Origin of the sequence: Streptomyces sp. NPDC059875 (assembly GCF_042731085.1) — a bacterium.
GTDB lineage: Bacteria > Actinomycetota > Actinomycetes > Streptomycetales > Streptomycetaceae > Streptomyces.
The window spans coordinates 127,142-148,721 of record NZ_JBHWJZ010000023.1; the positions used below are offsets into that span (position 1 = coordinate 127,142).

Genomic DNA, 21,580 nt, shown 5'->3' on the forward strand with positions numbered 1-21,580 from the left:
CCCCATTCTGTTGCGTGCACGGCTCTTTACCCTTCATCGCCGCCGGTGTAACTGTGTTACAGACCCGACCCCTTGAAGGGTGGTACGTCATGGCACGAGTACGGTACGGGGCGCGCACCGAGGCCGAGATCACTGCGGCCCGCACGAAGAGCGCGAAGCTCCCCGACATCTGGTCCACCGGAGTGGTCGCCGTCTGGGAGACCGATCCGGACGTGGTCGCGGCGGTCCTGCCGCCCCCGCTGAAGCCCACCGAACGGCCCCTCGTCCGGGCCAACATCTCCCAGGTCGACCTGCCCGGCTATCCCCTCGGCGCCGGTTCGGTCGCCGTCGCCGCCGCCCACGGCGACCAGGAGGGCTGGTATCCGCTCGTCATGCCGATGACCCTGGAGCGCGCCCTCATCGGCGGCCGCGAGGTCTTCGGCGAACCGAAGAAGCTCGGCGAGGTCGTCGTCGAACGCGACGGCCTCGTCGTCCGCGCCTCGCTCGGACGGCACGGCATCGCCTTCGTCGAGGTGCGCGGCGCGGTCTCCGGCCCGCTGCCCCTGCCCGAGCCCGCCGAGAAGACCGACTTCTACTTCAAGTTCCTGCCGGGCGTGGACGGCACGGGCTTCGACGCCGACCCGGTCCTCGTCCACTGCGTTCGGGGCGAGAAGGTGCGCAAGCTCGAGCAGATCACCGGCGACATCGTCCTGCGCGAGTCCATGTACGACCCGGTCGCCGACCTCCCCGTCCGCCGGATCGTCGAGATCACCATCGGCGAGAAGACCACCGACCAGAAGGGCCGGGTCGTGGAACGGGTGAGCGCCCAGGCCCTCCTGCCGTACATCCACCAGCGCTACGACGACCCGCAGCAGATCCTCGACGGCCCGCCGGAAGGGAGCGTGTGATGGAGCTGCGGCAGGGACAGGTCGCGGTCGTCACCGGCGCGGCGAGCGGCATCGGACTCGCCATGGCGCGTCGCTTCGCCGCCGAAGGGCTCTCCGTCGTCCTCGGCGACGTGGAGGAGGCCGCGCTCGCCAAGGCGGCCGGCGAACTCATGGAGGGTGGCGCCCGGATCCTCGCCCGTACCGTCGACGTCAGCGACGCGGAGTCCGTACGGGCCTTCGCGGACGCGGCGTACGACACCTTCGGCGCCGTGCACGTCCTGTGCAACAACGCCGGGGTCGGCTCCGGCGCCGAGGGCCGGATGTGGGAGCACGAGCCCAACGACTGGAAATGGGCCTTCGCCGTCAACGTCTGGGGCGTCTTCCACGGCATCCAGGCCTTCGTCCCCCGCATGATCGCCGGCGGCGGGCCCGGGCACGTCGTCAACACCTCCTCCGGCGACGGCGGGATCGCCCCGCTGCCCACCGCCTCCGTCTACGCCGTCACCAAGGCGGCCGTCGTCACCATGACCGAGTCGCTGTACGCGCACCTGAAGGCCGAGCACGCGCGCGTGGGGGCGTCCGTGCTCTTCCCCGGCCCGCACATGCTGCGCACCGGCCTGTGGGAGTCGCACCGCAACAGGCCCGAGCGGTACGCCAAGGAACGGCCGCGCAAGACCCCGTACCGCAGCCTCGACCAGTGGGAGGCGGCCATGAAGGACGCCGGTCACGAGGTCGCCTTCACCCCTGTCGAGGAGGTCGCGGAGCACGTCGTGGACGGCATCCGCGCCGACCGGTTCTGGATGCTCCCGGCGAGCGAGCACAGCGACCGGCAGATCCGGGCGCGCTCGCAGTCGATGCTCGACCGCGCCAACCCGTCGTACCTGGAGAGCTTCATCCTCGACTGAGGGGCCCAGCCATGACCTATGAGGACCCGTACCTGATCATCTCCTCCGACTGCCACGCCGGTCTGCCCACCGAGCGCTACCGGCCCTATCTCGACTCCCGTTTCCACCGCGCCTTCGACGAGTTCCTCGCCGGACGCGACGCCCGCCGCGAGGCGATGACCCGGCTCGGGGTGCGCAACGAGGACTTCGCGAACAAGTGGTTCAGCGACAACGAGGAAGGGCTGCGGGGCGGCTGGGACGCCGCCCAGCGGCTCAAGGAGCTCGACGGCGACGGGGTCGCGGCCGAGGTCGTCTTCCCCGACGCGGACGCCGTGGACAGCCAGACCGCCGCGCCCTTCGGGGTGGGCCTCGGACTCTCCGGCGACCAGGACCCGGAGCTCGGCATGGCGGGCGCGCAGGCGCACAACCGCTGGCTCGCCGAGTTCGTGGGGCAGAACCCCGAACGGCACTGCGGGGTGGCGCTGCTGCCGATCACGGCCGAGCCCGCGAAGGTCGTCGCCGAGATCCACCGGGCCAAGGAGTCCGGGCTCGGCGCGCTGATGATCCCCTCCATGTGGGTGGACAAGGAGCCCTACCACGACCGGTGTTACGACCCGATCTGGGCGGCCGCCGCCGAGACCGGGATGCCGCTGGTCACCCACTCGGGCGCGGCGCCCCGCGAGGAGTACGGCGACCATCTCGGCATCTACGTCAGCGAGGTGACCTGGTGGCCGGCCAGGCCGCTGTGGTTCCTGCTCTGGTCCGGGGTCTTCGAGCGCCACCCGGGGCTGAAGTTCGGCGTCGCCGAGTCGGGCTGCTGGTGGCTGCCGAACCTGCTGTGGTTCATGGACCGGCTCTACCTCGGCGCCCACGGCGGAAAGAAGCTGTCCCCGTTCGCGGAGCTGAAGCGGCCGCCGAGCGAGTACCTGGACCGCCAGGTCTTCGTCTGCGCCACCAACACCAAGCGGCGCGAGCTGGCCCAGCGGTACGAGATCGGCGTGGACAACATCCTCTGGGGCTCCGACTTCCCGCACCCGGAGGGGACCTGGCCCAACACGCGCGCGTGGCTGCGGAACACGTTCCACGACATCCCGGTGGCCGAGACGCGCCGGATGCTGGGTCTCGCGGCGGCCGAGGTCTTCGGATTCGATGTTCACATATTGGATCCAATCGCCCGCCGTATCGGCCCGACCCCCGCCGAGCTCGGCCAGTCGCCCGACCAGGAAGCCGTCGAGGCGTCCTGGGCGCGCTCGCGCGAGGTCGGCCGCCACTGGCTGACGAACCACGACTTCCCGACCCTGGGACCGACCCCGGGAGTGAGCTGATGGACCGCTACACCGTCATCTCGGCGGACTGCCACGCCGGCGCGGACCTCCTCGACTACAAGCCGTACCTGGAGAAGAAGCACCACGACGCCTTCGACGCCTGGGCGGCCGGATACGTCAACCCGTACGAGGACCTGCTCGCCGACACCGCCGACCGCAACTGGAACTCCCGGCGCCGGCTGCGCGAGCTGGAGGCGGACGGGATCGTCGCGGAGGTCGTGTTCCCCAACACCATCCCGCCGTTCTTCCCCTCCGCCTCCCTGATGGCCCCGGCGCCGACCCGCGAGGAGTTCGAGCAGCGCTGGGCCGGGCTGCGCGCGCACAACCGCTGGCTGGCCGACTTCTGCGCGGACGCGCCCGGCCGGCGGGCGGGCGTGGCGCAGATCCTCCTCAACGACGTCGACGAGGCGGTGAAGGAGATCCGCCGCACCAAGGAGGCCGGCCTCACCGGCGGCATCCTCCTGCCGGGCGCCCCTCCCGGCAGCGGGATCCCCGAGCTGTACTCGTCGACGTACGACCCGATCTGGGGGGCTTGCGCGGAGCTGGACGTCCCGGTCAACCACCACGGCGGCTCCGCCTCACCGCCGCTCGGTGACGAACCGGCGGCGCGCGCGGTGTTCATGGTGGAGACGACGTGGTTCTCGCACCGGGCGCTCTGGCACCTCGTCTTCGGCGGTGCCTTCCGCCGCCACCCGGACCTGAAGCTCGTCCTCACCGAGCAGGGTTCGGGCTGGATCCCCGGGGTCATCGAGATGCTGGACTACTACCACGCCCGTCTGGTGGCGGCGGCCTCGCGGGCCGCCACCGCCGAGTCCAAGTTCGGGGCCGGACTCGCGGAGTCCATGGGCAAGGGGCCCAGCGAGGTCTGGCGGGACAACTGCTTCGTCGGCGCGAGCTTCATGCGCCCGCACGAGGTGCCGCTGCGCGACCGGATCGGCCTCGACAAGATCATGTGGGGCAGCGACTACCCGCACGACGAGGGCACGACCCCGTACTCCCGCGAAGGCCTCCGCATCGCCTACGCGGGGCTGCCGAGGGAGGAGGTCGCGGCGATGGTCGGCGGCAACGCGGCCCGGGTCTACGGCTTCGACCTGCCGTTCCTGGACTCCCTTGCGGCCGAGCACGGCCCGACCGTCGAGGAGATCGCCGAGCCCCTGAAGGAGGTGCCGGCGGAGGCCACGAGTCCGGCCTTCGCCCCGGGCGGGTCGGTCCGCGTCTGGTGAACGACCGGGTGAGACCCTCCCCGGGTGACTGAAGCACCCACCCACGACGAGGCCCACGGCGGAGATCTCGGCACCCGTCTCAACTGGCTCCGGGCCGCCGTGCTCGGAGCCAACGACGGAGTCGTCTCCACGGCGGGCCTCGTCGTCGGTGTCGCCGGCGCGACGGAGTCGCAGGCCGCGCTCCTGACCGCCGGTCTGGCCGGCCTGCTCGCCGGTTCCATGTCGATGGCGGCGGGGGAGTACGTCTCGGTCTCCACCCAGCGCGACTCGGAGAAGGCGGCCCTCGCCCAGGAGCGGCGCGAGCTGCGCGAACAGCCGGAGGCCGAACTGGCGGAGCTGACCGGGCTGTTGTCGGACCGCGGCCTCTCCCCGGAGGTCGCCCGCGAGGCCGCGGAACAACTCACCGAACGCGACGCCCTGCGCGCCCACGCGCGCGTGGAGCTCGGCATCGACCCCGACCGGCTCACCAACCCCTGGCACGCGGCCGCCGCCAGCTTCCTCGCCTTCACGGTCGGCGCCCTGCTCCCGCTGCTCGCGATCGTCCTTCCACCCGCCTCCATCCGTCTCTGGGTCACCGTCCTGTCCGTCCTCGCAGCCCTCGCCGCCACGGGCTGGTGGAGCGCCCGCCTCGGCGCGGCCCCACCGGGCCGAGCCGTCCTGCGCAACATGGCCGGCGGGGCGCTGGCGATGGCGGTGACGTACGGGGCGGGGTCGCTGCTGGGGGCGGCGGGGGTCTAGTACCGCCCGCGGGCAAGTCCCCGCCCCGGGCACTTTTCGACCGGTCTTGTCGGAAGGTGCCAAAGCTTGCTGACAAGCCGTCTCGCATACTTGTTGGTAACAACGTCTAGCCGCGCCCGGCCCGCGCCTCTACCGTCGTCCCCATGCCGAACCTGCCCGATGTCGTGCTCTGGTCCATACCGGCGTTCGTCCTGCTCACCGTCCTGGAGATGGTCAGCTACCGGCTCCATCCCGACGAGGACGCCGCCGGGTACGAGACCAAGGACGCCGCCACCAGCCTCGGCATGGGGATCGGCAGTCTCGTCTTCGACTTCCTCTGGAAGATCCCGATCGTCGCGATCTACACCGCGGTCTACGAGCTCACCCCGCTCCGCGTCCCCGTCCTGTGGTGGACGATCCCGCTGATGCTGCTCGCCCAGGACTTCTTCTACTACTGGCAGCACCGCGGACACCACGTCATCCGGATCCTGTGGGCCTGCCACGTGGTGCACCACAGCAGCCGCAAGTTCAACCTCACCACCGCGCTGCGCCAGCCCTGGACCAGCCTGACGTCCTGGCCGTTCTATCTGCCGATGATCGCCCTCGGCGTGCACCCGGCCGCCGTCGCCTTCTGCTACTCGATCAACCTCGTGTACCAGTTCTGGGTCCACACCGAGCGCATCGACAAGCTCCCCCGCCCCTTCGAGTACGTCCTCAACACGCCCTCGCACCACCGCGTCCACCACGCCTCCCAGGGCGGCTATCTGGACCGGAACTTCGGCGGCATCCTGATCGTCTGGGACCGGATGTTCGGCTCCTGGGTGGGGGAGACCGCCAAGCCCGTCTTCGGGCTCACCAAGAACATCGAGACCTACAACCCGCTGCGCGTCGCCACCCACGAGTACGCCGCCATCGCCCGTGACGTACGCGCCGCGACGAGCTGGCGCGAGCGCGCCGGGCGGGTCTTCCGGGGCCCCGGCTGGCAGCCCGGGCCGCAGCCCCCGAAGGCCACCGGCCCCGCCGCCGCGGAACCCGCCGCGTGAGCGCCCGTACCCCGGGTGCGGCCTCCCCGGCCCTCGGCGCCGCCGGCACGCTCTCCCGTACCCTCCTCGCCGCCTTCGCGCTCGCCGTCGCCGTCGACCTGGTCTCCCTCCTCGCCGACGCCGAGCTCGGGCACCGCATCGCCAAGCCGCTGCTGATGCCGCTCCTCGCCGCGTACGCCGCCACCCGCGGCGCCCCGAAGCTCCTCCTCGTCGCACTGCTCTTCGGCTGGGGCGGGGACGTCTTCCTGCTCTCCGACGCCGACTGGGCCTTCCTCGTCGGCATGGGCTCCTTCGCCGCCGGCCACGTCTGCTACCTCGTGCTCTTCGGACGACGGCGTACGTCCGTCCCCCTCGGGACCGCGTACACCGTCGCCCTCGTCGGCACCGTCGCGCTCCTGTGGCCCGACCTCCCCGCCGAGCTGCGGATCCCCGTCGCCTGCTACTCGCTCCTGCTCACCGCGATGGCCTACCGCGCGAGCGCCCTCGGGCTCACCGCGGGGGCCGGCGGCGCGCTGTTCCTGCTGTCCGACACCCTCATCGCGACCGGGGTCGCCGAGTGGCCCCAGCTGCCCGTCCCCGACTTCTGGGTCATGGCCACCTACATCGCCGCCCAGTACCTGCTGACCGCGGGAGTGCTCACGCGGGCGTACGGTGAAGGTCGTACAACCGACTGACAGCAAGGACCGTCCCCCATGCGCGCCACCACCATCCACGCCCCGTTCGACATGCGCGTGGAGGACGTGCCCGACCCCGTGATCCAGGACCCCACCGACGTCGTCGTCCGGGTCCTGCGCGCCTGCATCTGCGGCAGCGACCTGTGGGCCTACCGCGGCGAGTCCGCCCGGCAGCCCGGCCAGCGGATCGGCCACGAGTTCCTGGGCATCGTCGAGGCGGCGGGCGCGGACGTCACCGGCTTCACCGCCGGAGACCTCGTCGTCGCCCCCTTCGTCTGGTCCGACGGCACCTGCGACTACTGCGCCGACGGCCTGCAGACCTCCTGCCCGAGCGGCGGCTTCTGGGGCTCCGTGGGCTCCGACGGTGGCCAGGGCGAGGCCGTCCGCGTCCCCTTCGCCGACGGCACCCTGGTCCGGCTGCCCGCCGAGGCCGCCTCCGACGACCACCTGCTGACCGCGCTCCTCGCGCTCTCCGACGTCATGGGCACCGGCCACCACGCCGCCCTCGGCGCGGGCGTCCGCAAGGGCTCGACCGTCGCGGTCGTCGGCGACGGAGCCGTGGGCCTCTGCGGCGTCCTCGCCGCCAAGCGCCTCGGCGCCGAGCGGATCATCGCGCTCGGCCGCCACACCGCCCGTACCGACATCGCCCGGACCTTCGGCGCCACCGACGTCGTCGCCGAGCGGGGCGAGGCCGCCGAGGCCGCCGTCCGCGAACTCACCGGCGGCCAGGGCGCCCACGCCGTCATCGAGGCCGTCGGCACCGAGCAGTCGATGCGCACCGCCGTCGCCATCGCCCGCGACGGCGGCTCCATCGGCTACGTCGGCGTCCCGCACGGCAGCGGCACGGGACTCGACCTGTCCGTCATGTTCGACCGGAACATCGCCCTGCGCGGCGGCGTCGCGCCGGTCCGCGCGTACATCCCCGAGCTGCTCCCGGACGTCCTCGACGGCCGCATCGACCCGTCCCCGGTCTTCGACCTGACGGTCGGCCTCGACGGCGTCCCGGGCGGCTACAGGGCGATGGACGAGCGCACGGCGCTGAAGGTCCTCGTCAAGCCCTGAGCCATACGGGGTCGTCCCCGCCCTGAAGGCCCGGCGGTCGCGACCAGCCCGCCGGGCCTCCCTCGTACGAGACGGGCGACAGCGCGTGCCGCAGCCGGCCCAGCGGGCCGTCCGTCTCGGTCAGGTACCGCTCCGGCTCGTAGCAGGGGAGCGTGTGCGTCAGCCAGTGGCCCGTCTGGGCCAGCGCGAGGCGTACGAGACGGGTACCGCCGTCCCGGTCCTGCTCGGTCAGGGAGCGCAGCACCGCCGCCGCGAGCAGATAGCCGGTGCCGTGGTCCAGCGCCTGCGCAGGCAGCACGCCCGGCTCGGCCTCCGAACCCTCGGTCACGGCGATCCCGGTCGCCGCCTGCACCAGGCTGTCGAAGCCCCGCCGCTCGCCCCACGGACCGTAGTCGCCCCACGCCGAGAGCCGGGCGATCACAAGACCGGGCCGGTGGAGGCCGTAGCGGTCCAGTGCGCCGGGGCGGTAGCCGGTGACCAGCACGTCCGCCGCGTCCAACAGCTCGTCGAACGTACGGCGGTCCGAGGGGCGGTCCAGGTCGAGCGCGGCCGTCCGCTTGCCGATGTCCGTTTCCGCGTGCTGGTCGGGCAGTTCGGGGTTCTCCGGCGGGTCGATCCGCAGCACGTCCGCCCCCAGCAGCGCGAGCGTCCGGGTCGCGACCGGACCCGCGATGACCCGGGTGAGATCCAGCACCCGGAGAGGACCCGAACGCCGCCTGGGCGCCGCGTCGTCCAGCCGCTCGCGCGTCAGCAGGGGCCGTGCCGCCACCGCCCGGCCCTGCTCGGACGCCGCCCACTGCTCCGGTGTGCGTACGGCGACGGCGAGGCCCCCGGCCGCGTACACCGCCGTCTCGACGTCGACGGCCTTCCGCTCGGCGATGGCCGCGGCCACCGCCTCCGGCGACTCCTCCCGTACCTCCAGCGCGCGCAGCAGCGCCGCCCGGTGGTGCGGATAGTTGGCGTGCGTGCGGATCCAGCCGTCGGCGGCCCGGAAGAAGCCGGACAGCGGAGCGAAGGTCACCGGGGCCCGTCCGTCCACCCGGAGATGACGCTCGCTCACGAACGCGGTGGCCACCGCCCCGTCGTCCACCCCGACCCCGCCCGGCCGGCCCTCCCGCTCGACGGCGGCGAGGCCCGCGACCGCGACCGTCGCCCGGGCCAGGTCCATCACCGGCAGCCGGGCCGACAGGAGCCCGGAGGGGCCGACGAACGACACGCGGTCGACCAGCGCGGGATCGCCGCCGAGGGCCGACCACAACAACTCCGTACCCGTACGCACTGTGTTGTCCATGAGCGCATGATGGCACTCAGTGCCATGCGAAGGGGCCCTGGTGTGGCACACCACACCAGGGCCCCGTCACGCGTTCCTACCGGCGGACGGCGTCCAGCGCGTCCACCAGACCGGCCCCGTAGAAGCCGTTCTTGTTCTTGCCACCCTCGCATACGGCGTCGATCTTGCCGTCACCCTCGATGTCGTACGGGTTCGTGCAGGCGCGGTCGTCGGCCTGCGCGTACAGCAGGGCCTTGAGCGCGGCCGGGCTCGCCTTCGGGTGCGTCGACTTCAGCAGCGCGAGCACACCGGCGGCGTGCGGCGCGGCCATCGACGTACCGGCCTTGTAGTTGTAGCCGCCGTTGACCGTGGTCGACAGGATGCGGCCGTTGACCGCCGGGGCGTCCGGGGTCTGGTACTCGGTGCGGTCGCCGCCGGGCGCCGAGATGTCGACGACGCCGAGACCGTAGTTGGAGTACGAGGCCTTCAGGTCCTTGGCGCCCGTCGCGGAGACCGTGACCACGCCCGGCAGCATCGCCGGGTAGTCGAAGCACACCTTCGGGTCGATGACGCGGGTCACCGGCGTGGTGTCGTTCGGGCTGGTGACGTCCGTGATCTCGTCCGCCGCCAGGTCCATCTTGGAGTTGCCGGCCGCGGCGACGTTGACCGTGCCCTTGCGCTCCGCGTAGCGGGTCGCGCGGGTGACCGCCTCGATCAGCGCCTTCTGGTCGTCGTCGTTCTTGCACGCGAACAGCCACGGGTCGGTGTAGTAGCTGTTGTTGGTGATCTCGACGCCGTGCTCGGCCGCCCACACGAAGCCGCAGACGACGGCCTCGGTGTAGAAGAAGCCGTCGGGGGTGGACACCTTGATGCCCGAGACCTTCACGCCCGGCGCGACACCGGTGACACCGATGCCGTTCTTGGCGGCGGCGATGGTGCCGGCGACGTGCGTGCCGTGGTCGCTCTCGCCCGGGTTCGGACGCCACGAGCCGGGGGTGGTGTCCGGCTTGCCGGTCACGCAGTTGGCGGAGGCGCGGGCGTTGAAGTTCGGCGCCAGGTCGGGGTGGGTGTCGTCGACACCGGTGTCGATGACACCGACCGTCACGTTGCTGCTGCCGAGCGTCTTCTGGTGGGCCTTGTCCGCCTTGATGGCGGGCAGGTCCCACTGCAGCGGCTCGAGCGGGTCCTGGTTGTCCGTGGCGTCGGCCGCGGAGGCCGTGGCCTCGGCAGCGGTGAGCGCCTGGCCGCCCTCGCCGACAGAGGTGTCGGTCTGGACGGAGAGCGGGGCGGTGCGCGTCGAACCGGCGGACACCACGCCCTCGGCCTGGCGGATCGTCTTCGCGAACTCGGGGTTCTGCGAGTGGACGACTATCACGCCGATCTGGTCATAGGAGATGACCACCGTGCCACCGGCCGCGGCTATCGCCTTCTTCACCGAGGCGGCCGTCCAGCGGCCACCCTCGATGTTCACGACGTACGACAGCTTGGGACCGTCCGTCGAGACGGCGGTCGTCGCCGGGGCGTCACTCAGCTCCGCGGCGGATGCGCCGGTCGGAAGGAAGCCGAGGGAGGCCGTGAGCGCGAGACCGGCAGGCAGAGCGAGTACTCGGCCGCGTCTCGATCCCAGATGAGCCATGGGTTCTCCACATCATCCGTATGTACTGCCCGCGCGCGGGTTGCGGACGGGCAGGTGCATGACGAGTGAAGTTATCGCTGATCATCCCGACCCTTCAATGATTTGAGAGGACTTGATGAAGATCCGGAGGAAGGTCCAGGGGAGTAGAGATTCGCGGTGAACCGCTTCGCCCCGCCCTCCGTGCCGTTGTGCAGGGGAGGTGCTCCGGCCGGAGCGCTCTTCCCCCACCCCCAGTGAGGCCCCTTTGTCCATGCCCACCGCACCCGCGTCACGAGGAGAGTCCGTGGCTACCGAAGCACCGCCGCCGCCCGGAAGCGGCACGTACGCCGACCAGACCGGCCCCGTCCAGCCCACGACCGAGGCGTTCGTCGAGGTGCAGGAGAGCGCGGAATTCGGCGAACTGCGCCGCACGTACCGCTCCTTCGCCTTCCCCCTCACGATCGCCTTCATCACCTGGTACCTGCTCTACGTGCTGCTCTCCAACTACGCGGGCGGCTTCATGGGGACCAAGCTCTTCGGCAACATCAACGTGGCGCTCGTCCTCGGCCTCGGCCAGTTCGCCACCACCTTCCTCATCGCCTGGCTCTACTCGCGGCACGCGGCGAACCGCCTCGACCCGAAGGCCGAGGCCATCAAGTCCCGTATGGAGGCCGACGCGTGAGCAGCATCCACCAGGCCGTACAGCTCGCGGCGGGCAACGCCACCAGCGAGCACCGGCCGCTGATCATCACCCTCTTCGGTGCCTTCGTCGTCGCCACCCTCTTCATCACCGTCTGGGCCGGCCGCCAGACCAAGAGCGCCGCCGACTTCTACGCCGGCGGCCGCCAGTTCACCGGCTTCCAGAACGGCCTCGCGATCTCCGGCGACTACATGTCCGCCGCGTCCTTCCTCGGCATCGCGGGCGCCATCGCGCTCTTCGGCTACGACGGCTTCCTCTACTCGATCGGCTTCCTGGTCGCCTGGCTGGTCGCCCTGCTCCTGGTCGCCGAACCGCTGCGCAACTCAGGCCGGTTCACCATGGGCGACGTCCTCGCCTACCGGATGCGCCAGCGCCCGGTCCGTACCGCCGCCGGCACCTCCACGATCGTCGTCTCGATCTTCTACCTGCTCGCGCAGATGGCCGGCGCCGGTGTCCTCGTCTCGCTGCTCCTCGGCATCACCAGCGACGGCGGCAAGATCGCCATCGTCGCCCTGGTCGGCGTCCTGATGATCGTGTACGTCACCATCGGCGGCATGAAGGGCACCACGTGGGTGCAGATGGTCAAGGCCGTCCTGCTCATCGCGGGCACGCTCCTGATCACCTTCCTCATCCTGCTGAAGTTCAACTTCAACCTCTCCGACCTGCTCGGCGCCGCCGCCACCAACAGCGGCAAGGGCCAGGCCTTCCTGGAGCCCGGGCTCAAGTACGGCCTCACCAGCATCTCGAAGCTGGACTTCATCTCCCTCGGCATCGCGCTCGTCCTCGGCACCGCCGGCCTGCCGCACATCCTGATCCGCTTCTACACGGTGCCGACCGCCAAGGCCGCCCGTAAGTCGGTCAACTGGGCCATCGGCATCATCGGCGCCTTCTACCTGATGACGATCGTCCTCGGCTTCGGCGCCGCGGCCCTGCTGAAGAACAGCGACATCATCGCCTCGAACAAGGCGGGCAACACGGCCGCCCCGCTGGCGGCCCTGGAGATCGGCGGCGGCGCCGACTCCACCGGAGGCGCCATCCTCCTCGCGGTGATCTCCGCCGTCGCCTTCGCCACCATCCTCGCGGTCGTCGCCGGACTGACCCTGGCCTCGTCCTCCTCCTTCGCGCACGACATCTACGCCAATGTCATCCGGCGCGGGAAGGCCACCGAGAAGGAGGAGGTCCGGGCCGCCCGCTGGGCGACCGTCCTCATCGGCATCGTCTCGATCGCGCTCGGCGCGCTCGCCCGCGACCTGAACGTCGCGGGCCTGGTCGCCCTCGCCTTCGCGGTCGCCGCCTCCGCCAACCTGCCGACGATCCTCTACAGCCTGTTCTGGAAGCGGTTCACCACCCAGGGCGCGCTCTGGTCGATCTACGGCGGTCTGATCTCCTCGGTCGTCCTGGTGCTGTTCTCGCCGGTCGTCTCCGGCAAGCCCACCTCGATGTTCAAGACCGTGGACTTCTACTGGTTCCCGCTGGAGAACCCGGGCCTCGTCTCCATCCCGCTGGGCTTCCTGCTGGGCTGGCTCGGCTCCCTCCTCTCGAAGGAGGAGCCGGACAAGGGCAAGTACGCGGAACTCGAGGTCAAGTCGCTCACCGGTGTCGGAGCGCACTGAGCCGCACACGGTGCGCGACCACGGACCGGCCGCGTCGTAGAGTCCTACGACGCGGCTGCGTCGGTCCTCGTTCCAAACGGTCCCTGCTGGTTGTCGGTGCTCTCGCGTAGGCTCGCTGTATAAATCACCGAAAGACGCGGAGGGGGCCCACAGTGCTCATCGACACCTACGGCCGGGTTGCCACTGACCTGCGCGTCTCGCTCACCGACCGGTGCAATCTCCGGTGTACGTACTGCATGCCGGAAGAGGGCCTGCAGTGGCTGGCGAAGCCCGACCTGCTGACCGACGACGAGATCGTCCGGCTGATACGGATCGCCGTCACCGACCTCGGCGTCACGGAGGTCCGCTTCACCGGCGGTGAGCCCCTGCTCCGCCCCGGCCTCGTCGGCATCGTCGAGCGGTGCGCGGCGCTGGAGCCCCGCCCCAAGATGTCCCTGACCACGAACGGCATCGGGCTCAAGCGCACGGCCGCCGCGCTGAAGGCAGCGGGCCTGGACCGGGTCAACGTCTCCCTCGACACGCTGCGGCCGGAGGTCTTCAAGACCCTGACACGCCGCGATCGTCACCACGACGTGCTCGACGGCATGGCCGCCGCCCGCGACGCGGGTCTCACCCCGGTCAAGGTCAACGCGGTCCTGATGCCCGGACTCAACGACGACGAGGCCCCCGACCTGCTGGCCTGGGCGGTGGAGAACGCGTACGAGCTCCGCTTCATCGAGCAGATGCCGCTCGACGCCCAGCACGGCTGGAAGCGTGACGGCATGATCACCGCCGGGGACATCCTGGAGTCGCTGCGCACCCGCTTCACCCTGACCCCCGAAGGCGCGGACGAGCGTGGCTCGGCCCCCGCCGAGCGCTGGGTCGTGGACGGCGGACCGCACACGGTCGGCGTCATCGCCTCCGTCACCCGCCCGTTCTGCCGGGCCTGCGACCGGACCCGGCTCACCGCCGACGGGCAGGTGCGCACCTGCCTCTTCGCGACCGAGGAGACCGACCTGCGGGCGGCCCTGCGCTCGGACGCGCCCGATTCCGAGATCGCCCGGATCTGGAAGCTGGCGATGTGGGGCAAGAAGGCCGGTTCGGGCCTGGACGACCCGAGCTTCCTCCAGCCGGAGCGCCCGATGTCAGCGATCGGCGGCTGAGTCCCCGGCCGGCCCTCCGGCCGACTCCCCGGGCGATTCCCACTCCGCGATTGGCACGACGTCCTTGAGGAAGCCCCGTACTCCCAGGAACTGGGAGAGATGTTCGCGGTGCTCCTCGCAGGCGAGCCAGGTCTTGCGGCGCTCGGGCGTGTGCAGCTTGGGGTTGTTCCAGGCCAGCACCCATACGGCGTCGGCGCGGCAGCCCTTGGCGGAACAGATCGGGGTCTCGTCACTCACCTGATCATTGTCCAGCAATGGCGATGCCGAGCAGCCACGGGGGGAGCTGCCCGGCATCGGTCCGTCGCTCCGACGGGGGATGCGGAGCGCGTAGGAAGTATGTCACGGGGAATGGGGTGTGGTGCACCGGAACTTCATGATTGATCTGAGCTTTTCTTGAGCTTTTAGGTCGCTGTGGTGATCAACTTTGACCGTACGAACGTTCCGTACGGGCTTCCGCGGGTGCTTCCTCAGGGGTGTCCCCGGCGGTGAGTTCCGGGCGGGTCGGTGCCGGCACGAACGTGGACGGAAGGGTCGGCGGCTTCTCCCGACCTGCGTTGGCGATGACCACCGCGACATAGGGGAGCAGTCCACCCAGCACCAGGGCCACGACGGCCACATGGCGCTCGACGTTCCACAGCAGGACCGCGGCGATGACGGACAGCGTCCGCACCGCCATCGAGATCACGTACCGTCGCTCCCGGCCGCGCACATCGTCGGACAGGCCCTGACGGGCTCCGGTGATTCGGAAAACCTCTGTTCCGCCATGCTTCCGCATCGCATTCCACCACCAGTGTCCACGCCGGACTCTCCCCGGTCCGGACCTGTCTCCACGGTACGCCCGACGTCCGAGACCGAGGAGGCCGGGGCACGTATGGCGCCGTCCGACATGCGCCGTATGGCGCATGGGCCGAGACTGGGCCCACATGCGCAGATCGCGCCGCATGAGGAGGCGACCATGAGTTGGTTGTGGGCAATCATCGTGGGCTTTGTGCTCGGTCTGATCGCCAAGGCGATCATTCCGGGAAAGCAGCAGATCCCGCTGTGGTTGACGACCGTTTTCGGAATCATCGGCAGTGTTCTCGGCAATTCCGTCGCGAGCTGGATCGGCGTCGAGGACACCCGGGGCATCGACTGGACGCGCCACCTGCTCCAACTCGTCGGCGCCGTCGCCGTGGTCGGCGTCGGCGACATGCTGTGGACCTCGATCAAGGGCAACAAGCAACGGGCCTGACGGCGGCCCGCGCCCGGACACGGCGGAGGCCGGTACGCACATCACGCGCGTACCGGCCTCCGTCACGTCATGCCCCGGGGCGTCAGCCCTCCGCGCCGACCTCGATCGCCGCCAGGTTCTTCTTGCCCCGGCGCAGAACCAGCCAGCGGCCGTGCAGCAGCTCGTCCGCCGACACCTCGGCGTCCTCGGCGGTGACCTTCACGTTGTTCACGTACGCCCCGCCCTCCTTCACCGTCCGGCGCGCGGCCGACTTGCTCGGCGCCAGACCGACCTCGGTGAACAGGTCCACGACCTGCCCGAGCTCCGCCACACGCGCGTGCGGCAGCTCGGAGAGCGCGGCGGCGAGCGTGGGCGCGTCCAGCTCGGCCAGGTCGCCCTGCCCGAACAGCGCCTTCGAGGCGTTGATGACGGCCGCGCACTGCTCGGCGCCGTGCACCAGCGTCGTCAGCTCCTCGGCGAGCGCCCGCTGGGCGGCCCGGGCCTGGGGCCGCTCGGCGGTCTGCTGCTCCAGCTCCTCCAGCTCCTCGCGGGACTTGAAGGACAGGATCCGCATGTAGGTGGAGATGTCCCGGTCGTCCACGTTCAGCCAGAACTGGTAGAACGCGTACGGCGTGGTCATCTCCGGGTCGAGCCACACGGCCCCGCCCTCGGTCTTGCCGAACTTGGTGCCGTCCGCCTTGACCATCAGCGGGGTCGCCAGCGCGTGCACCTCCGCGGCCGGCTCCAGCCGGTGGATCAGGTCGAGCCCCGCCACCAGGTTGCCCCACTGGTCGGAGCCGCCCTGCTGCAGCGTGCAGCCGTAGCGCCGGTACAGCTCCAGGAAGTCCATGCCCTGGAGCAGCTGGTAGCTGAACTCCGTGTAGCTGATGCCCTGCTCGGACTCCAGGCGCCGGGCGACGGAGTCCTTGGTCAGCATCTTGTTGACCCGGAAGTGCTTGCCGATGTCCCGCAGGAACTCGATCGCCGACATGCCGGCGGTCCAGTCCAGGTTGTTCACCATGACCGCCGCGTTCTCCCCCTCGAAGGAGAGGAACGGCTCGATCTGCGTCCGCAGCCGGTTCACCCAGTTCGCGACCGTCTCCGGGTCGTTCAGGGTGCGCTCGGCGGTCGGCCGCGGGTCACCGATCTGGCCGGTGGCCCCGCCGACCAGCGCCAGCGGCCGGTGACCGGCCTGCTGGAGCCGGCGGACGGTGAGCACCTGGACCAGGTGGCCGACGTGGAGACTGGCCGCGGTCGGGTCGAAACCGCAATAGAACGTGACAGGACCGTCCGCGAGAGCCTTGCGCAGTGCGTCCTCGTCGGTGGACTGGGCGAACAGCCCGCGCCACTTGAGCTCGTCGACGATGTCCGTCACGATTCTCGGTCTCCTTGATTGATGGTCGTCACGCCGTGACTCAGTCTATGGGGGTCAGACGCCCTTGCTGACCGAGCTCATGTTGAAGTCCGGCACCCGCAGCGCCGGCATCGCGGCCCTGGTGAACCAGTCGCTCCACTCGCGCGGCAGCGTCTTCTCGGTCCGTCCCGCCTCCGAGGCCCGCGACAGCAGGTCCACCGGCGACTCGTTGAACCGGAAGTTGTTCACCTCGCCGACCACCTCGCCGTTCTCGACGAGGTAGACGCCGTCGCGGGTCAGCCCGGTCAGCAGCAGCGTCGCCGGGTCGACCTCGCGGATGTACCAGAGGCAGGTCAGCAGCAGACCGCGCTCGGTGGAGGCCACCATCTCCTCCAGCGAACGCTCGCCGCCGCCGTCCAGGATCAGGTTCCCGGCCCCGGGCGCCACGGGCAAGCGAGTAAGCCCCGCCGTGTGCCGGGTGGTGATCAGATGCTCCAGCTTCCCCTCCCGCACCCAGTCGATCGGTGCGAGCGGCAGACCGTTGTCGAAGACGGAGGAGTCGTCGCCCGAGGAGTGCGCGATCACGAACGGCGCGGACTCCAGACCCGGCTCGTTCGGATCGCTGCGCAGGGTCAGCGGCAGCGGGGAGAGCGTCTCGCCGAGCCGGGTCCCGCCGCCCGGCTTGGAGAAGACCGTACGGCCCTCCACCGCGTCCCGGGCCGTCGAGGACCAGAGCTGGTAGATCAGCAGGTCGGCCACGGCGGTCGGCGGCAGCAGCGTCTCGTACCGTCCGGCCGGCAGCTCGATCCTGCGCTCCGCCCAGGCGAGCCGCTGCGCCAGGTCGGCGTCGAGGGCGGCCGGGTCGACGTCCTTGAAGTCCCGGGTGGAACGCCCGGCCCACGCGGAGCGCGAGCGGTCGGGGGACTTGGCGTTGAGCTCCAGTGTGCCGTTGGGCTGGTCGTGCCGCAGCCGCAGCCCCGTCGACGTACCGACGTAGGTCGAGGTCAGCTCGTGGTTGGCGAAGCCGTACAGCTCGCGCCCGCCGGCCCGGGCGCGGGCGAATGCCTCGCCCAGCGCCGGCGCGAAGTCCGCGAAGACGGCGGAGGTGGTCTCGGCGGGCGCGTCCGTGAAGTCGGGCGAGGCGTCGACGCCCTCGACCAGCGGCTGCGCGTCCTCGGCGGGCCCCGCGGCCCGGGCGGCGGCCTCCGCGGCCCGTACCAGCGGCTCCAGATCGTCGACGGTCACCGCCGAGCGCGAGACGACACCGGACGCGGTGCCCTGCGCGCCGTCCACGGTCGCGACGACCGTGAGCGTACGGCCGCGGGTGACACCGTTGGTGGTCAGCGCGTTGCCCGCCCAGCGCAGGTTGGCGGAGGACTCCTCGTCGGCGATGACGACACACCCGTCCGCGCGGGACAGCTCCAGGGCCCGCTCGACGATCTCGTACGGCTTGCTGACGCGGCTCATCGACCGGCCTCCTGCGTCGTGTTGAGACTGTGCTTGCCCGGGGGACACTGCATCCGATTGCCGCTTCGCCGCGGGCCGGACCCCCAGCAGATTTCGTGGCGCGCGCTCATCGACCGGCCTCCTGCGTCGTGTTGAGGATGTTGACGCCCCTGAAGAGGGCGGACGGGCAGCCGTGGGAGACCGCGGCGACCTGGCCCGGCTGGGCCTTGCCGCAGTTGAACGCGCCGCCCAGGACGTACGTCTGCGGGCCGCCGACCTTCTCCATCGAGCCCCAGAAGTCCGTCGTCGTCGCCTGGTACGCGACGTCCCGCAGCTGGCCGGCCAGCTTGCCGTTCTCGATGCGGAAGAAGCGCTGCCCGGTGAACTGGAAGTTGTACCGCTGCATGTCGATCGACCAGGACCGGTCGCCGACCACGTAGATCCCCCGCTCGACGCCCCCGATCAGGTCCTCCGTGGACAGCCCGCCCGGGTCCGGCTGAAGGGAGACGTTCGCCATCCGCTGCACAGGCACATGGCCCGGCGAGTCGGCGAACGCGCAGCCGTTCGACCGGCCGAGGCCCGTGAGCTTCGCGATCCGGCGGTCCAGCTGGTAGCCGACGAGCGTGCCGTCCTTCACCAGGTCCCACGACTGCGCCTCGACGCCCTCGTCGTCGTACCCGACGGTCGCGAGTCCGTGCTCGGCGGTGCGGTCACCGGTCACGTTCATGATCGACGAGCCGTACGCCAGCTTCCCCAGCTGGTCGAAGGTCGCGAAGGAGGTCCCGGCGTACGCCGCCTCGTAGCCCAGCGCCCGGTCCAGCTCGGTGGCGTGGCCGATCGACTCGTGGATCGTCAGCCAGAGGTTCGAAGGGTCGACGACCAGGTCGTACGTCCCCGCCTCCACGCTCGGCGCCCGCATCTTCTCGGCGAGCAGCTCGGGGATCCGCTCCAGCTCGGCGTCCCAGTCCCAGCCGGTGCCGGTCAGATACTCCCAGCCGCGCCCGACCGGCGGCGCGATCGTACGCATCGAGTCGAACTCGCCGGTCGTCTCGTCCACGGCGACCGCGGTGAGCTGCGGGTGCAGCCGGACCCGCTGCTGGGTCGTGACGGTGCCCGCCGTGTCCGCGTAGAACTTGTTCTCCTGGACGGTCATCAGCGAGGCGTCCACGTGCGCGACGCCCTCCGCCCGCAGCAGCCGCTCGCTCCAGTCGACGAGCAGCGCGCTCTTCTCCGCGGCGGGGATGTCGAAGGGGTTGATCTCGTACGAGGAGATCCAGGTCCGCTCCGCGTGCACCGGCTCCTCGGCCAGCTCCACCCGCTCGTCGGAGCCCGCCGCGGCGATCACCTTGGCGGACAGCTTGGCCATGGCCACGGCCTGCGAGGCGACGCGCGCGGCCCCGTCCATGGTGAGATCGACCCCGGAGGCGAACCCCCACGCCCCGCCGTGCACCACGCGCACCGCGTACCCGAGGTCCGTGGTGTCCGAGGAGCCCGAGGGCTTGGCGTCCCGCAGCCGCCAGGAGGCGCTGCGCACCCGCTCCAGACGGAAGTCGGCATGGCCGGAGCCGAGGGCACGTGCGCGTGCGAGCGCGGCGTCGGCAAGCGCCCGCAGCGGCAGCGCCGTGAAGGCTGCGTCGATGGAATGAGGCACGGGATGTCTCCTGTCGTGTGAGACCGGTCGCCCCCGATCATGTCGCGCTTTCGGGCGCCACGCCCAGAGCTTTATGTAGGGACCCGACAGTGACTTCCGTACGCCACTGTCAGGGGTCGATTCCTCGGCGAAGGGGCCGGACCGATAGGTTTTCGGTATTCAGACCGCTATCGAAAGGGTGATCCGTTGAGCCGCTCGGTTCTCGTCACCGGAGGCAACCGGGGCATCGGCCTCGCCATCGCCCGCGCGTTCGCCGAAGCCGGCGACAAGGTCGCGATCACGTACCGCTCCGGGGAGCCGCCGGCCGCCCTGACCGATCTGGGCTGCCTCGCCGTCAAGTGCGACATCACCGACGCCGAGCAGGTGGAGCAGGCGTACAAGGAGATCGAGGAGAAGCACGGTCCCGTGGAGGTGCTGGTGGCCAACGCCGGCGTCACCAAGGACCAGCTGCTCATGCGGATGTCCGAGGAGGACTTCACCTCCGTCCTCGACACCAACCTCACCGGCACCTTCCGGGTCGTCAAGCGCTCCAACCGCGGGATGCTGCGGGCCAAGAAGGGCCGCGTCGTCCTGATCTCCTCGGTCGTCGGACTCCTCGGCTCGGCCGGGCAGGCGAACTACGCCGCGTCCAAGGCCGGCCTGGTCGGCTTCGCCCGGTCCCTCGCCCGTGAACTCGGATCGCGCAACATCACGTTCAATGTCGTCGCGCCCGGGTTTGTCGACACCGACATGACCAAGGTGCTCACCGAGGAGCAGCGCGCGGGCATCGTGTCCCAGGTGCCGCTGGGCCGCTACGCGCAGCCCGAGGAGATCGCCGCCACGGTGAAGTTCCTCGCCTCCGACGACGCCTCGTACATCACTGGAGCCGTCATCCCGGTTGACGGCGGATTGGGCATGGGTCACTGATCACCATGAGCGGAATTCTCGAGGGCAAGCGCATCCTGATCACCGGTGTGCTGATGGAGTCCTCCATCGCCTTCCACACCGCGAAGCTGGCCCAGGAGCAGGGCGCGGAGATCATCCTCACCGCCTGGCCGCGGCCGACGCTGACCGAGCGCATCGCCAAGAAGCTGCCCGAGCCCGACAAGGTCAAGGTCCTGGAGCTCGACGTCTCCAACGACGAGCACCTCGCCCGCCTCGAGGGCCAGGTCCGTGAGCAGCTCGGCGACCGTCTCGACGGCATCGTCCACTCGATCGGTTTCGCCCCGCAGGACGCGCTCGGCGGCAACTTCCTCAACACGCCGTTCGAGTCGGTCGCGACCGCCATGCACGTCTCGGCCTTCTCGCTGAAGTCCCTGACGATGGCGCTGCTGCCGCTGATGAGCGAGGGCGGCTCGGTCGTCGGCCTCACCTTCGACGCGCAGTTCGCCTGGCCGCAGTACGACTGGATGGGCCCGGCCAAGGCCGCGCTGGAGGCCACCAACCGCTACATGGCCCGTGACCTGGGCAAGCAGAACATCCGCTGCAACCTGATCTCGGCGGGCCCGATCGGCTCGATGGCCGCGAAGTCGATCCCCGGCTTCTCCGAGCTGGCCGCGGTCTGGGACAGCCGTTCCCCGCTGGAGTGGAACCTCGCCGACCCGGAGCCGGCGGGCAAGGGCGTCGTGGCCCTGCTGTCCGACTGGTTCCCGAAGACCACCGGCGAGATCGTGCACGTCGACGGCGGTCTGCACGCGATCGGCGCGTAAGCGGTCGTACGAAGGCCGGGCGCCCCTCACGGAGGGGGGCCCGGCCGTAGTAGTTCCCCGGGTCGGTACCGCGCCCGGCTCCCCCAGTCGAAAAGTA

21 protein-coding genes are annotated in these 21,580 nt (G+C 70.7%); 14 read left to right on the top strand and 7 right to left on the bottom strand.

Annotated features, from left to right (window positions below):
* Positions 1-89: 89 nt before the first annotated feature.
* The 8 genes from ACFV9D_RS26290 to ACFV9D_RS26325 all read left to right on the top strand — a co-directional run bounded on the left by ACFV9D_RS26290 (position 90) and on the right by ACFV9D_RS26325 (position 7,794).
* Complete coding sequence (locus ACFV9D_RS26290; RefSeq protein ID WP_385150999.1) at positions 90-887, top strand: acetoacetate decarboxylase family protein; 798 nt, start codon at positions 90-92, stop codon at positions 885-887.
* Entirely contained in the window at positions 887-1,771 is an 885-nt protein-coding gene (locus ACFV9D_RS26295; RefSeq protein ID WP_385151001.1) for an SDR family NAD(P)-dependent oxidoreductase, read from the top strand. Before ACFV9D_RS26290 ends, ACFV9D_RS26295 begins: the two co-directional genes overlap by 1 nt.
* Positions 1,772-1,782: 11 nt before the next feature.
* Positions 1,783-3,075 (top strand): amidohydrolase family protein, encoded by a 1,293-nt coding sequence (locus ACFV9D_RS26300; RefSeq protein ID WP_385151003.1) that lies wholly within the window; start codon positions 1,783-1,785, stop codon positions 3,073-3,075.
* Entirely contained in the window at positions 3,075-4,298 is a 1,224-nt protein-coding gene (locus ACFV9D_RS26305) for an amidohydrolase family protein (RefSeq protein WP_385151006.1), read from the top strand. The genes ACFV9D_RS26300 and ACFV9D_RS26305 overlap by 1 nt, the downstream gene beginning before the upstream one ends.
* 24 nt (positions 4,299-4,322) lie before the next feature.
* Positions 4,323-5,036 carry a VIT family protein gene (locus ACFV9D_RS26310; protein ID WP_385151009.1) on the top strand — a complete coding sequence of 238 codons (714 nt, stop codon included), beginning with the start codon at positions 4,323-4,325 and terminating at the stop codon, positions 5,034-5,036.
* Positions 5,037-5,179: 143 nt separating this feature from the next.
* On the top strand, positions 5,180-6,058 hold the full coding sequence (locus tag ACFV9D_RS26315; RefSeq protein WP_385151012.1) for a sterol desaturase family protein: 879 nt from the start codon (positions 5,180-5,182) through the stop codon (positions 6,056-6,058).
* Positions 6,055-6,732, top strand: coding sequence for a lysoplasmalogenase (locus ACFV9D_RS26320; RefSeq protein ID WP_385151015.1), 678 nt, complete (start codon positions 6,055-6,057; stop codon positions 6,730-6,732). The genes ACFV9D_RS26315 and ACFV9D_RS26320 overlap by 4 nt, the downstream gene beginning before the upstream one ends.
* Before the next feature lie 18 nt (positions 6,733-6,750).
* Positions 6,751-7,794, top strand: a complete 1,044-nt coding sequence (locus ACFV9D_RS26325; protein WP_385151017.1) for a zinc-dependent alcohol dehydrogenase family protein — start codon at positions 6,751-6,753, stop codon at positions 7,792-7,794.
* Here the strand turns inward: ACFV9D_RS26325 and ACFV9D_RS26330 are convergent.
* Together ACFV9D_RS26330 and ACFV9D_RS26335 are read right to left on the bottom strand one after the other, a co-directional pair.
* Positions 7,784-9,085 carry a CoA transferase gene (locus ACFV9D_RS26330; RefSeq protein ID WP_385151020.1) on the bottom strand — a complete coding sequence of 434 codons (1,302 nt, stop codon included), beginning with the start codon at positions 9,083-9,085 and terminating at the stop codon, positions 7,784-7,786. The genes ACFV9D_RS26325 and ACFV9D_RS26330 overlap by 11 nt on opposite strands.
* A gap of 76 nt (positions 9,086-9,161) precedes the next feature.
* Positions 9,162-10,700 (bottom strand): S8 family serine peptidase, encoded by a 1,539-nt coding sequence (locus tag ACFV9D_RS26335; protein ID WP_385151023.1) that lies wholly within the window; start codon positions 10,698-10,700, stop codon positions 9,162-9,164.
* A 283-nt stretch (positions 10,701-10,983) separates the two neighbouring features.
* On the opposite strand from ACFV9D_RS26335, the gene ACFV9D_RS26340 reads away from it, so the two are divergent.
* The 3 genes from ACFV9D_RS26340 to moaA all read left to right on the top strand — a co-directional run bounded on the left by ACFV9D_RS26340 (position 10,984) and on the right by moaA (position 14,134).
* On the top strand, positions 10,984-11,361 hold the full coding sequence (locus ACFV9D_RS26340) for a DUF485 domain-containing protein (RefSeq protein WP_385151026.1): 378 nt from the start codon (positions 10,984-10,986) through the stop codon (positions 11,359-11,361).
* Positions 11,358-12,992, top strand: a complete 1,635-nt coding sequence (locus ACFV9D_RS26345) for a cation acetate symporter (protein ID WP_385151029.1) — start codon at positions 11,358-11,360, stop codon at positions 12,990-12,992. The genes ACFV9D_RS26340 and ACFV9D_RS26345 overlap by 4 nt, the downstream gene beginning before the upstream one ends.
* Before the next feature lie 152 nt (positions 12,993-13,144).
* Positions 13,145-14,134: a GTP 3',8-cyclase MoaA gene (gene moaA / locus ACFV9D_RS26350; protein WP_385151032.1), complete on the top strand. Its 990-nt coding sequence runs from the start codon at positions 13,145-13,147 to the stop codon at positions 14,132-14,134.
* Here moaA and ACFV9D_RS26355 read toward each other — a convergent pair.
* Both ACFV9D_RS26355 and ACFV9D_RS26360 read right to left on the bottom strand, forming a co-directional pair.
* Positions 14,117-14,371, bottom strand: coding sequence for a hypothetical protein (locus ACFV9D_RS26355; RefSeq protein WP_385151035.1), 255 nt, complete (start codon positions 14,369-14,371; stop codon positions 14,117-14,119). The genes moaA and ACFV9D_RS26355 overlap by 18 nt on opposite strands.
* Before the next feature lie 181 nt (positions 14,372-14,552).
* A complete protein-coding gene (locus ACFV9D_RS26360) occupies positions 14,553-14,909 on the bottom strand; it encodes a DUF3099 domain-containing protein (protein WP_385151038.1) in 357 nt (118 codons plus the stop codon).
* A gap of 180 nt (positions 14,910-15,089) precedes the next feature.
* Here ACFV9D_RS26360 and ACFV9D_RS26365 point away from each other — a divergent pair, with 180 nt between their 5' ends.
* The gene (locus tag ACFV9D_RS26365; protein ID WP_385151074.1) at positions 15,090-15,365 is read left to right on the top strand and encodes a GlsB/YeaQ/YmgE family stress response membrane protein; all 276 of its coding nucleotides are present in this window, start codon (positions 15,090-15,092) and stop codon (positions 15,363-15,365) included.
* Positions 15,366-15,447: 82 nt separating this feature from the next.
* Here ACFV9D_RS26365 and tyrS read toward each other — a convergent pair whose 3' ends face one another.
* From tyrS to ACFV9D_RS26380, 3 genes are all read right to left on the bottom strand, one after another.
* A complete protein-coding gene (tyrS, locus tag ACFV9D_RS26370) occupies positions 15,448-16,719 on the bottom strand; it encodes a tyrosine--tRNA ligase (protein ID WP_385151041.1) in 1,272 nt (423 codons plus the stop codon).
* A gap of 54 nt (positions 16,720-16,773) precedes the next feature.
* Entirely contained in the window at positions 16,774-18,165 is a 1,392-nt protein-coding gene (locus tag ACFV9D_RS26375) for a metallopeptidase TldD-related protein (RefSeq protein WP_385151044.1), read from the bottom strand.
* A 106-nt stretch (positions 18,166-18,271) separates the two neighbouring features.
* Positions 18,272-19,795 (bottom strand): TldD/PmbA family protein, encoded by a 1,524-nt coding sequence (locus ACFV9D_RS26380; protein WP_385151047.1) that lies wholly within the window; start codon positions 19,793-19,795, stop codon positions 18,272-18,274.
* Between the two features lie 186 nt (positions 19,796-19,981).
* Between ACFV9D_RS26380 and fabG the strand changes: the two genes are divergently transcribed.
* Positions 19,982-20,701, top strand: a complete 720-nt coding sequence (fabG, locus tag ACFV9D_RS26385) for a 3-oxoacyl-[acyl-carrier-protein] reductase (protein ID WP_385151050.1) — start codon at positions 19,982-19,984, stop codon at positions 20,699-20,701.
* 5 nt (positions 20,702-20,706) lie between these two features.
* On the top strand, positions 20,707-21,483 hold the full coding sequence (gene fabI / locus ACFV9D_RS26390) for an enoyl-ACP reductase FabI (protein WP_385151053.1): 777 nt from the start codon (positions 20,707-20,709) through the stop codon (positions 21,481-21,483).
* Positions 21,484-21,580 lie beyond the last annotated feature (97 nt).